The 12785-nt window shown below is 47.6% G+C and carries 8 protein-coding genes, 1 tRNA gene and 1 riboswitch; of the genes, 5 read left to right on the top strand and 4 right to left on the bottom strand.

The genetic code is table 11. The features are described from left to right. Positions 1–120 precede the first annotated feature (120 nt). The 3 genes from BQ5591_RS00750 to BQ5591_RS00760 form a co-directional block, all read right to left on the bottom strand. Positions 121–1635 carry a VapE domain-containing protein gene (locus BQ5591_RS00750; protein ID WP_083380834.1) on the bottom strand — a complete coding sequence of 505 codons (1515 nt, stop codon included), beginning with the start codon at positions 1633–1635 and terminating at the stop codon, positions 121–123. Between the two features lie 462 nt (positions 1636–2097). Beyond that, positions 2098–3864 carry a hypothetical protein gene (locus BQ5591_RS00755; RefSeq protein ID WP_159434398.1) on the bottom strand — a complete coding sequence of 589 codons (1767 nt, stop codon included), beginning with the start codon at positions 3862–3864 and terminating at the stop codon, positions 2098–2100. Positions 3865–4439: 575 nt separating this feature from the next. Next, positions 4440–5360: a transglutaminase-like domain-containing protein gene (locus tag BQ5591_RS00760; protein WP_071148055.1), complete on the bottom strand. Its 921-nt coding sequence runs from the start codon at positions 5358–5360 to the stop codon at positions 4440–4442. 260 nt (positions 5361–5620) lie between these two features. On the opposite strand from BQ5591_RS00760, the gene BQ5591_RS00765 reads away from it, so the two are divergent. The 3 genes from BQ5591_RS00765 (at position 5621) to BQ5591_RS00775 (ending at position 9013) form a co-directional block, all read left to right on the top strand. Next, entirely contained in the window at positions 5621–6601 is a 981-nt protein-coding gene (locus BQ5591_RS00765) for an IS30-like element IS4351 family transposase (protein WP_005794072.1), read from the top strand. Between the two features lie 367 nt (positions 6602–6968). Then, a complete protein-coding gene (locus BQ5591_RS00770; RefSeq protein ID WP_235817012.1) occupies positions 6969–8138 on the top strand; it encodes a sensor histidine kinase in 1170 nt (389 codons plus the stop codon). Between the two features lie 185 nt (positions 8139–8323). Beyond that, on the top strand, positions 8324–9013 hold the full coding sequence (locus BQ5591_RS00775; RefSeq protein WP_071148057.1) for a response regulator transcription factor: 690 nt from the start codon (positions 8324–8326) through the stop codon (positions 9011–9013). A 94-nt stretch (positions 9014–9107) separates the two neighbouring features. Here the strand turns inward: BQ5591_RS00775 and BQ5591_RS00780 are convergent. Continuing rightward, a tRNA-Arg gene (locus tag BQ5591_RS00780) sits at positions 9108–9179 on the bottom strand. A gap of 170 nt (positions 9180–9349) precedes the next feature. Here BQ5591_RS00780 and BQ5591_RS00785 point away from each other — a divergent pair. Together BQ5591_RS00785 and BQ5591_RS00790 are read left to right on the top strand one after the other, a co-directional pair. Next, positions 9350–11197, top strand: coding sequence for a 2-oxoacid:acceptor oxidoreductase subunit alpha (locus BQ5591_RS00785; protein ID WP_022162744.1), 1848 nt, complete (start codon positions 9350–9352; stop codon positions 11195–11197). Between the two features lie 19 nt (positions 11198–11216). Continuing rightward, positions 11217–12221, top strand: a complete 1005-nt coding sequence (locus BQ5591_RS00790; protein ID WP_071148058.1) for a 2-oxoacid:ferredoxin oxidoreductase subunit beta — start codon at positions 11217–11219, stop codon at positions 12219–12221. A gap of 278 nt (positions 12222–12499) precedes the next feature. Beyond that, positions 12500–12705: riboswitch (cobalamin riboswitch) on the top strand. Positions 12706–12785 lie beyond the last annotated feature (80 nt).

The raw sequence follows: 12785 nt of genomic DNA on the forward strand, positions 1-12785 counted from the left end.
ATTCTCATTCCACAAGAGCGTATGCAGGAGAAACTAAACGAATTCTGTGACCAATTCTTGACCAAAGAATAACTAACGAAAAGAACAACTCAATGTTCCTCTATTAACCTTTATACCATTTTATTTATCCATTCCTTCCCCCTCCTGCATCCGGCTTTCCTTCACCCAATAGCCGTTGCCGTAACGTGTATGCACGCGGCGACCCAACTGTGCCAGCAAGCGGCTAAAGGCCAGACAACTGTAGCCCGTCAGGGCAGACGGGTTCTGCTGCTTCAGGGCGGCGTAAAGGGCGGCGGCGGACATGACGCGCGCTCCCTGCTCGCCCGGCCGGGCAAACTGGAAGTTGGCGCCCAGCACCTCTTCGGCAGGTGTCACACGATAGAAGGCCTGATTCACTGCCTGTATCTCCACTTCCTCGCGCTTACTGAACCAGCAGCGTTCGCCTTGCTGCAGTTCGTGCTTCAGCTGAGCGTAGAGTTGGGCATGCTCCACGGGCGTGGTGCAGTCTATTTCGTGCTCCACCTCCACACAGATGAAGCGTCGGCTGCCCGAAGCGTCCGTCAGCAAGTCGCGGCGGTTGCTCGTACCGATGAACGAAGCGATGCGCTCCAACGGCTCGGTGCTGCGGCGGTAAGCACGGCGCAGATTCAGGTTCTCCATCTGCATCAGGTTCTTCAGTTGCGGCATGCGGGTGGCAGGCAGCTTGTCGAACTCGTCCAGATTGATGAGTCCAAAGGCAGCCAGCTTGTTCTCGGCGGCTGTGGGATTGCTCAGGTCGAAGCTTTCGGTGAAGTAGCGGCGCAGCTCGGCGGGCATCAGCAGACGACAAAAGGTCGATTTGCCCATTCCCTGCACGGGGCTTACCAGGATGGGCGCCACGCTGTTGGCACGTTTGCCGCCCGTGTCGTGCCCCACCCAGCCTGCAGTCAGAGCCAGCATCCAGCGGTGGAACGAGCGCACCCACAGCGGATTGTCCGATACCCGGGCAGCCAGAGGCGTCACCCGGTCGCGACCGTCCCAGGCGGGCAACGTGTCGAAGTAGCGGGCAAAGGGATGGTAACCGGGCATGTTGTCCGACTCCACGTAGCGGCGCACGTCGCGGTCCCAGCAGTCGATGCCTTCGGCGATGGCCGCCAGCGCAATGCCGTTCAGCAGGCGGTTGTCCACAGGCTTATATATAAGGTGGTGTTCGCCGGCTGCAGAGGCGTCGCGCAGGGCGCATTCGGTCTGCTCCGTCAGGCGGTTGTAGCGGAAGGCATAGCGCAGGCGCAGGAAACGCAGCAGTTTCTGCATGGTCTGTTGCTGCTTCGAAGGCTTCCCGTCCGTGGTAACGGAGGCGGAAGGAACTTCGGCGGCAGCGGTATGCACCGCTTCGGCGGCGGCAGGTTGTTCCGTATACTCAGCTTCGTTTGGGGTCGGTTCAAGCCTTGCCGTACGTTCTCTCCAGCGCACTTCTCCGTTCCGGCCATCCAGCAGGAAGACAATTTCCGTTCCGGCGGGCAGCGTGGAGCAGAAGTGTTGCAGGTATTCCAATACGTGTTCGTACGATTGTGTCCGACGGCGGGAGGGGGCGGAACGGTGTACGTCCGTCAGCAGGTTCCGGACACGGCTGATCAGATTCTTTGCTGTTTTCATTGTCTATTTTGTGTTTTTATGTGTTTGTACGCAGGCAAAGATACGACAAATATCCGGCCTGCCAAACCGTTTCGGCCAAACGCGTTCAACAAATCGTTTTCAACTTCACGTTTCAACGCAAACCAATGATGGACAGACTGTTACGTTGAAAGGTGAAAGATGGGAACCACAGAAGACACAGAGTTTCACAGCGTTTTTTATGGAGAGAAGGAGGAGGATAGAGGGGGACGCGCTCGCAGGGAGCAACACTTGCATGGCTCCTGTGGAATGCTTGCACGGCTCGCGAGCGGTACAAGTGTGGCTCGCGAGCCGTGCAAGTGTTTCACAACAGGCATCTCTGCCTTTCTCCGTCCGACCAGATATTCATAGAGGTTAATGATTCAATCGTAAAATCCCTACAGTCCCATATCGTCAAAACAACGTACCTTTATCCGTTTGACATCCAGGATTTCAGCCAATTTTTCATTTCCGTTCCGGCAATTTCAGATAAAAACGGGCATTGTTTTTACATACATAATACGGAAAAACATTTCCTTCCTTGTCTTTGCCTAAACTGATAGCAAGCATTTCATCTCCTTCCTCCAGCTTTATATTGAAACTTTTTTCCATCTTACCATTGTAGTCCAATAAACGATACTCGTACTGATCATTCTCTTTTTTGACCGCCGACTTCCCATTTCGTATCAGGCAATGTATTCCTTGCTTGTCGAGCTTTATCATCTCTATATACTGATGGAATATAGCTATAAAGGGTTCGAAATAACTGTCTGTATATCGCAAGGGAGCTGCTATTGCTAAAACCGAATCGGGAATATCCACATGAAACAAATCAAATTCCTGCTGACGACCTTCCCCAAACTTATCGGTCAGCCACAATTTCCCTGAACAACCGTCACTGTATGCCAACAAGTCTTGATAGGTAGCGGCGATGGGTAGCGTAAAATAGTAACCGGTCATACTTTTACGGAAAACGTCCGGTAATCGTCCAAAGCGTTTGGTTCGTTTGCCGCTTGTCCTGTTGAAAATGGCCAGGAATGGTGAATTGTCATAAAACTCCCGCATGAAGATATCTTGTTCTTTATCGTTTTTACACTCTTCGCCGGTGCTACAGGTTGGAAATCCTTTCCTGCATCCAAACATAACGAGCGTTTTACTTACAGGCATGATACGGCTGGCATGTGTGTACATGTATAGTGGAGACGCTTCATGTTCGAAGTCGAAAGCAGACATTTGACAGGTGTCGGAACCGGCATCTGCATAGAGCAGCACGGCCTTGTTGTAATAAGCGATAGTCGTGTCGTTCTCCATAGACAGGTCGGGCAAAGAGAAAGAGGCTATGGCTTGTTTGCCCGAAGGGTTAAGGGCACAACAATTGGCCATGATAAACACCTGCCCCTGCCTCTCCATTTCTTCATACTGTTTCCGGGGTATGTCCACAAATGCTGTTTTCTGAACTTCAGTCGGAATGATCTTCCTACTCAGGCGAGCCGTATCCTTATCGACACTGAACAGTAGTACCGAAGAAGACAGTTCATCGGAATAGATGAACGAGTTTCCATACCAATCAGGCAATTCCGTAATGCTGGATACATTGAAACTATTGTCCGTTTCTATCAACACGGAAGCATAAGTACCGTTAGCCAGTCGCTGTGCCGGTTCAGAATCAACTTCTTCAACTCCCCCGGAGGCAATCTCGGAATAAGGACAATACGATGTATTGTTGCAAAACTGAGACAAAAAGCCCTCACTCATGTTGGGTGTATCGCCTCCACACATCAATCGGCCCTGTTCGGCATCAATCTGCAACATATAAGTCACGGCAAGCCGACCGGTGCGGTAGTGGAATATTTTTTCATGCATACCTTCAGTGTCTATAATGACATTAGGAGCTTTAAACTTCTTTTCGATGTATTGTTTGGCCAAAATGGAGTCGTGGTAGGCTGCTATAATCACAAGTTCGGCCTGAGGTTTTATTTTCGGAAGATTTTCCAACACATAAGGTATGTCCACTTCACATCGCGGACAGGCTTGAGGCGCAAAAAGGATAGCAAAGACCTCTCCTTTTTTTCCGTAAGGTTTTATAAATTCTTTCAGCAGATTGTTTGTACCTGCTTTTTGAGCTATTCCATGATGGTTTGCATACATTTCAGCCAGATAGTCTCTTTTCTGTCCGAAGAATGATAAAGACGAAAACAACAAAAACAGGGATGTAAAAAATAACTTGTTCATTGCAGATAGGATTAGGGATATGAATAAAAAATACCTGCTACAATTACAGTTGCAATCAGCAACAATAGTAATTGTACCTTTGCAGCACCATATTTACGACGCTTAAGCGCAATAATCAGTTTGGCTATCATTAAAAAATAGCATACCAGAATTACAGTCCATTCAAAAAACAACCGATATGAATTATCTATTTCCAACGACATCATAAAGAATTCTATATTTCATTGATTCTGACGTTGCAAAGTAAATGGTTTTTCATAAGTCCACAAATAACAAATGGATAATCATTTTATAACAAATTCTGGGCAAACTGATTATCTTTGCGCACAATCTTGATTATAACTATGAAGAGGTATTATTACAAAACAGGCATAAAGCAAAGTCACAACATCAAGCAATAAAGAGGCATGCATATATACGCATTCATTCCAATATCTGTGAACTATAATAATGGGAAAAAGTAATATGCAGAAATCTTTTATAATTCTTCCAACAGAACATTAATTGATTTCTATCAACAGATATCTTTTTTTATCTCAGTATAGAAACCAAGTTTAGTACTCATAGGCATATCGTTAACGTAAAACTGTCGTCAGACTATCCGGTACGGCCCAAAAACGAGATTCATCCGTAGTCATTACAGAATTGTCGCTTAAATTAAAGCCACCGAAGCCTTTAGGAACAAGTATTATAATACGACTATGTTTGCAAAGTGCAGGATTATTTTCTTCACGACTATAACCGGTTATCTCCCAAGACATAAACCAATAAAGGTTTTTGGCCCAATACATCTTGTAATAATTGAAATTCTTCTCTGAATCCAATAAGGGACGGTATATAATTTCCTGACCGTTTATATAACGTTCACGCATTTCTGCGAGAGAAAGAGGTATTCCGTTTTCATCTTCTGCCCAAGCTCTCATGTCGGAATCAAGCATAGCCCATTTCTGTATTTCGGGCAGCCATATCTGATTTACCACATGGCAGTCTGAATCCAGCGAATCAGCGGGAAGACAAGTGACAAAACGGTTCACTATCCCTTCCGACAGCAATAGTTCATGCAAAAGGATTGAATGGAGGCGGCAGTTAAAAGCCGGCTCTACCGTACGGGTATATTCCCAAAGTCCTATTGCGTTACACTTCTCTGGATATATTTTCTGATTGGCATGAGGAATGTTCTTGGCTACAAAACGTGCCAGTGCGATAGCTTTGTTCCATGTGGTTTCTGCAGGTTTCACAAGGGTATCCAATCTAAAATATTTGCGGATTTGTTGTGCTTTAGCAGTATCCTGCTGATAAACAAAAGTGTAGGACAAGGTATCTGGCTCATACTTACCGGCATTCTTTAAAAGTTCTATCTTATCCTTTTGCAAGTATTCATAAGCATATTCCTGGAATTGCTTGTTAAATACATAACGTACTAACAACAAGATAAATACAGCTAAGGATAATAAACCCAATATACTCCAGCTGAAAACTTTAAGAATCTTTCTCATAATATCAACAATGGGTATTCAAACTTCCGTTTATTTTATGTAAACCTTTTATATTCAATATCTCATTTTCTGAAAGAATTTCTAATTCAAATGCTTGAGTTCAACTTATAAATGCAACTTTTTGGGTGCGGATAATAAGCAATAAAAACATTTATTTTTCAGAGAGGAAAGAGAGACAATGTCCCCCTTTCTCTCACTCTGAATGGATAAAGTTTGCTATCTTTGCTTTAATTGTCCGTCCAAAGAAAAAAAAGTTGCAGATGAGCAAACATATAACCGAGGAACAAAGGTATGCAATTTCTATGATGTTGCAAATACCGATGAGCAAAAAAGCAATAGCGGAAGCTATCGGAGTAGATAAAAGCACTGTTTACAGGGAGATAAAGCGCAATTGCGACGCCCGAAGTGGTAGCTATAGCATGGAGCTTGCCCAGCGAAAAGCAGACAGGCGCAAGCAGCAAAAACATCGCAAGGAAGTGCTTACACCGGCAATGAGAAAACGGATAATAAAGCTGTTGAAGAAAGGATTCAGCCCGGAGCAGATTGTCGGCAGGAGCCGCTTGGAGGGAATTGCGATGGTATCTCACGAAACGATATATCGCTGGATTTGGGAGGATAAGCGGCGGGGTGGCAAACTGCACAAATATCTTCGCAGACAAGGTCGCAGGTATGCCAAACGTGGTTCTAAAAATGCAGGGCGAGGATTTATCCCAGGCAGGGTGGATATTGATGAGCGTCCCGAGATAGTGGAACTGAAGGAGAGATTTGGTGATTTAGAGATAGATACAATTATTGGTAAGAACCACAAAGGTGCCATTCTTACCATTAACGACAGAGCAACAAGCAGGGTCTGGATACGCAAGTTGTCGGGAAAAGAAGCCATCCCGGTAGCTAAGATTGCAGTATGGGCACTGCGGAAAGTGAAAAACTTAATACACACAATTACGGCTGACAATGGAAAGGAGTTTGCAAAGCACGAGGAAATTGCGCAAAAATTGGAAATAAAATTCTATTTTTGCAAACCATACCACTCATGGGAACGTGGTGCCAATGAAAACACCAACGGGCTTATCAGGCAGTATATCCCAAAGGGTAAGGACTTTAGTGAAGTAACCAACAAACAGATTAAGTGGATTGAAAATAAACTCAATAATCGACCTCGTAAAAGACTTGGATACCTCACGCCAAACGAAAAATTTAAACAAATTATTAATCAGAATTCTGTTGCATTTGCAAGTTGAATTCAGCATGTATTATTCATATACTATATCATTTATTTTTGATGCAGCAAAAATAGTACACTATCCTAAAAGGCTTTATAACAAAAAGATAATCTTTCCATAATATTTTTTCGGCTTTCTGTTATCTTTGCATTGTTTTTTGATTATAAGTATGAGAAGGTATTATTATATAACGACTCTTGCCGTTTGTGCAATATGCTTGTTGCAAGCGTTATATATCGCAAATCTGCATAACCGTTATATCAAACAAAATATAACGGACATTGACAGAATAGTGGTTATATCAGTAGATAAGGAATTGCATTTACGCTCTCTCCGTAAAAACAAGAAAAAGCCCAGGCAGCAACAATACATATCGGTGAGGCGTATGGAAGACATGTCACCTCAGGAAATAGACAGCTTGACACGGATATGTCCTTTGCCATCGAAGGAATTATACAATATTGACGCAGCCAGGGAAAAGGGCATTGCAAAGACTTCTACAGAACTCGTGGCTCAGGTGATACAAGACAGTTTTCTGGCAGAAGGATTCCCGCTGGATTTGACTGCTTTAGACAGCATATTTGTCAAAGAGACAGCTTACGCCTATCCGCATGCCTTTATACTTTATAATGAAGACAAAGAGATACTCGACTCTGTAGGAACGTTGAAAAACAGTAGTTCTGACTATGTTTCAAAACTGATTCCGATAGGTACTAAAGGATTGCAATACTTGCAGGTGAAAGCGGATATTCCACTATTGCCTTTCATCAAAGAGCAAGTTTGGGCATTGCTTCTTTCGGCCATCCTGATGATTTTCGTCATTCTGTGCATGGCTTATCACCTCCTCGTCATCCGCCGCAAAGACACATTGCTGCAACAGCGTGAAGACACCATCAACGGCACCATACACGACCTGAAAGCTCCGCTGAACAGCGTAGTAACCACCTTGAGTTGGCTGGAATCTACCGAAGCCAATGCGGCGAAAAAGAAAGCAGTGGAAATCAGCCGGGCGGAAGTGAGACACTTGGTGTGCAACATCGAATCGCTCTTAGTCACCGTACGCAAGGACAGGAAGCGGCTGATACTGAAAAAGGAGGAAACGGACATCCCACATCTGGCAGAAATAGTGAAAAACAGCATGGATGCCCTCTACCGCACCAAGCCGCACACCATTGAGATAGAAAACCGACTGCCGGAGAACATGAAGGTCGTGGCCGACGGCATGTATATAGAAAACGTCATCCGTAACTTGGTGGAGAATGCCCTGAAGTACTCGGACGACGGAGTGAACGTAAAAGTAACGCTGCAGACAGCGAACGGCATGCTGCAAGTAGCAGTGCAGGACGACGGATGGGGCATCGCACCGCGGTATCAGAAAAAGCTGTTCCGCCAGTTCTATCAGGTGCCCCGCGGTGCGGACCGAATCCGCAAAGGATACGGCATCGGCCTGGCACAGTCGAAATACATCATCGACGCGCACAAAGGAAAGCTTTCCGTAAAGAGCGCCGAAGGAAAAGGCAGCGAGTTTTCGTTTACCATACCGGTGAGGGTTTAAGTTTTTGAGTTCTTAAGTTGAGTTGACGAGGGGACGAGTTAACAAGGGAACAAGGGGCTTCAGACCTTGTCAAATTAGAACTTAAGAACTCAAAAACTTAAAAACTCAAAAACTCACCCACCCCTCGTAGCCTGAAGCCTCGTTCCCTCGTCAACTAAACTTATAAACTCAAAACTCCTATCTATATGAGCAAAATCAAAGTATTGTTTGTGGACGATGACCTTGCCTTGGGCAGCATCGTCACTCTGGCATTAGAAGATGCGGGATACGAAGTACACTACCAGACTTCGCTGGCAGGCATCCGAACCGTAACGGCGGAAATGCAGCCGGACATCGTAGTGCTGGACGTGGAGATAGGTGCGAAAAACGGCATCGACGCCATCCCCGAACTGAAACAGATAGCGCCGGAAGTGCCTGTGCTGGTGATATCGTCGCACGTGGAAAGCGACAACGTAGTAAAAGCCCTGAAGGTAGGAGCCCTTACCTACCTGAAGAAACCCTTCGAAATGACCGAACTGCTGGCCTACATACAGCGTTTTGCCCACCCCTACCGTCCGAAAGGAACCGAAATAGGCATGTTCCGCCTCAAAGCAGACGAAAACCTGCTGCTGAAAGGCGACGAAAAAGTAAGGAAGCTGAGCCTGCTCGAAAGCAAACTGCTGAAGATGCTGGCACAGAATCCCAACCGGGTGATCACCCGCGAAGAGATAGCACAGGAACTGTGGGGCGAATACACAACGGAGAGCAGCGAACAAAGCCTGAACAACTACATTGCCCGAATCAGGAAATATCTGGCCGACGACCGCCGGATAGAACTGGTCACCATCCCCCGGATAGGCTACAAGTTGATAACGGATGGAGAGCAGCAGGAATAGGCCAGCAGCACTACAAAAATTCCCCAGTTAGGAAATAATTTTTTCCCAACTGGGGAATATTTTTTTCCTAACTGGGGAAAAATCATCGTTCAAGTAGTCTCGCCGGGAATCGAACCCGGATCTAAAGTTTAGGAAACTTCTATTCTATCCGTTGAACTACAAGACCTTTTGCATAGATTCTGCATATAGCGGAAAAATGTAGGCGCAAAGATAATGCTTTCCGCCGATTTTTCGAAAAAAGTTTTGTTAATCCGATTAACTTTGCGAAATTTGCGTTCCTGCAAATTCAAAAAAGGGACTTTTTTTAGTAATAACAGATTAAGTAAATCGTAAGTTATGGCAAACGACATGATGGTCAAAGAACTGGAGCAAGTGGTAGTCCGCTTCTCCGGAGACTCCGGCGACGGTATGCAGCTCGCCGGCAACATCTTTTCTACAGTTTCGGCTACGGTGGGAAACGACATCAGCACTTTCCCCGACTATCCGGCAGACATCCGAGCCCCGCAAGGTTCGCTGACCGGCGTATCCGGATTCCAGGTGCATATCGGAGCGGACAAAGTCTATACCCCTGGAGATAAATGCGACGTACTGGTAGCCATGAACGCCGCCGCACTGAAAACCCAATACAAGTTTGCTAAACCGACCGCCTGTATCATTATCGATACCGATGCTTTCCAGAAGTCCGACCTGGAAAAAGCCGCCTTCAAGACCGATAACCCGATCGAAGAAATGGGCATCAAACAAGATGTCATCGCCGCCCCCATCTCGAAGATGGTAAAAGACTGCCTGGCCGACACCGGCATGGACAACAAGTCGATACTGAAATGCCGCAACATGTTCGCCGTGGGCCTCGTATGCTGGCTCTTCAACCGCGACTTGAAGATTGCCGAGGACTTCATCCGCGAGAAATTCGCCAAAAAGCCCGAAGTGGCCGAAGCCAACATCAAAGTCATTCATGCAGGATACGACTACGGACACAACACCCATGCTTCCGTAGCCCATACATATAAGATTGAAAGCAAAGCCGCCGTTCCGGGCAGATACATGGACATCACCGGAAACAAGGCTACAGCTTACGGATTCATTGCCGCTGCCGAAAAGGCCGGCCTGAAGCTGTTCCTCGGATCCTACCCCATTACTCCCGCAACCGACGTGCTGCACGAACTGTCCAAGCACAAATCACTGGGCGTGATGACCGTACAGTGCGAGGACGAGATTTCGGGATGCGCCACTGCCATCGGAGCTTCGTTTGCCGGTGCACTGGCCGTTACCTCTACCTCGGGTCCCGGTGTCTGCCTGAAGTCGGAAGCCATGAACCTGGCTGTCATCACCGAGCTGCCGCTCGTAGTGCTCGACGTACAGCGTGGTGGTCCGTCTACAGGTCTGCCCACCAAGTCGGAACAGACCGACCTGCTGCAGGCTCTCTTCGGACGCAACGGCGAAAGCCCCATGCCGGTTATTGCCGCTACATCGCCGACCAACTGCTTCGACGCTGCCTACATGGCCAGCAAGATAGCCCTCGAACACATGACGCCCGTCGTGTTGCTGACCGACGGATATGTAGCCAACGGCTCCGGTGCCTGGAAGCTGCCCAAGCTGGCCGAATATCCCGCCATCAATCCGCCCTATGCACCCGCCGAAATGAAAGACAACTATACTCCCTACCGCCGCAACCCCGAAACGGGCGTACGCTACTGGGCTATCCCCGGACAGGAAGGCTACATGCACATCTTGGGCGGACTGGAGAAGGACAGCAACACGGGAGCCATCTCGACCGATCCCGAAAACCACAACCTGATGTGCCATCTGCGTGCTGAAAAGGTTGCCAAAATACCCGTACCCGACGTGGAAGTACAAGGCTGCGCTGAAGATGCCGACCTGCTGATCGTGGGCTTCGGAGGTACTTACGGCCACCTCTATTCGGCCATGGAAGAGCTGATAAAGAACGGAAAGAAAGTGGCACTGGCCCACTTCAGCTATCTGAACCCGCTGCCCAAGAATACGGAAGCCGTGCTGAAACGCTACAAGAAAGTAGTAGTGGCCGAACAGAACTTGGGACAGTTTGCTGCCTACCTGCGCATGAAGATAGACAACTTCACTCCGTACCAGTACAACGAAGTAAAAGGACAGCCGTTCGTTGTAGCCGAGCTGGTAGAAGCCTTCACTAACATCTTAAACCAATAATCACAGAGGAGAAAATATCATGGACCAATATACAGCAAAAGACTTTAAGAAAGGACAACCCCGCTGGTGTCCGGGTTGCGGTGACCACTTCTTCCTGGCTTCACTGCACAAAGCAATGGCAGAAATAGGCGTAGCTCCGTGGGAAACTGCGGTTATCTCCGGAATCGGTTGCTCCAGCCGCTTACCTTATTATATGAATACATACGCCATGCAGACCATTCACGGACGTGCGGCCGCCATCTCTACAGGAGCCAAGGTTGCCAATCCTCGTCTGACGGTATGGCAGATCTCGGGCGACGGTGACGGACTGGCCATCGGTGGAAACCACTTTATCCACGCCGTACGCCGCAACATCGACCTGAACATGATTCTGCTGAACAACCGCATCTATGGTCTAACCAAAGGACAGTACTCGCCTACCTCGCCCCGTGGCTTCGTCAGCAAGTCGTCGCCTTACGGCACCGTAGAAGATCCCTTCCATCCGGCCGAACTGTGCTTCGGCGCACGCGGACGCTTTTTTGCCCGCGCCGTGGCCACCGATGCTGCCGGTACGGTAGAGATTCTGAAAGCAGCCTACAATCATAAAGGTGCTGCCGTCTGCGAGATTCTGCAGAACTGTGTCATCTTCAACAACGGTACGCACGATGCTGTAGCCAAGAAGGAAGACCGCGCCAAGAACGCCATCTACTTGGAGCACGGCAAACCCATGCTGTTTGGTGAGAACAACGAATACGGACTGATGCAGGAAGGCTTCGGCCTGAAAGTAGTGAAGCTGGGCGAAAACGACATCACGGAAAAAGACATCTTGGTGCACGACGCGCACTGCATGGACAACACCCTGCAACTGAAACTGGCGCTGATGGAAGGCCCCGACTTCCCCATCGCACTTGGCGTGATCCGCGACGTGGAAGCTCCGACCTACGACGAAGCCGTACACCAGCAGATTGAAGAAGTTTCGGCCAAGAAGAAGTATCACAACTTCGAAGAACTGCTGATGACTAACGATACATGGGAAGTGAAGTAAGCCTGTCGGCTTCTTCGCCCTCGTTATAACTATAAAAGACGTGTCGGGATTCGGCACAGATGAGACCAGTTTCTCCGGATAAGGGGTTGCACAATCACCCCGATCTCTCTTATTTATCCGTTGCAAATGGTAAATCTGTGATGAATCCCGACACTTTTTTCTTTTTCCTTCATCTTCGCCTCTCCACTCACCTTTCGCTATCTTTAGATAAGAAAGGATGCGGCTCGCCAATACAAAAATAAGCGAGCTTCTTTTTTGTATTGCTCTCACCTTTCACTATCTTTGCCCCCCGAATTGGTTCCGTCTTGTCCAACCGGACGAGCGGATTAAAAGGGAATCGGGTGAAAGTCCCGAACAGTCCCGCTGCTGTGAAGCTCCAGTTTCAACTTATCGAAAAAGACTTTTATGCCACTGATGTTACATACATTGGGAAGGTTCCGGTAAGGGAGTCAGTCAGAAGACCTGCCATCATTCATGTTTGGTCGACCTCCAGGGTTAGGGAGGCCAATACGAACAAGTAAAAACAACAATTCAGAAAACTAAAAGACATGGTCAGATGTACTT

It is taken from the genome of Bacteroides ndongoniae (assembly GCF_900108345.1).
In the GTDB taxonomy this organism is placed as follows: Bacteria; Bacteroidota; Bacteroidia; order Bacteroidales; family Bacteroidaceae; genus Bacteroides; species Bacteroides ndongoniae.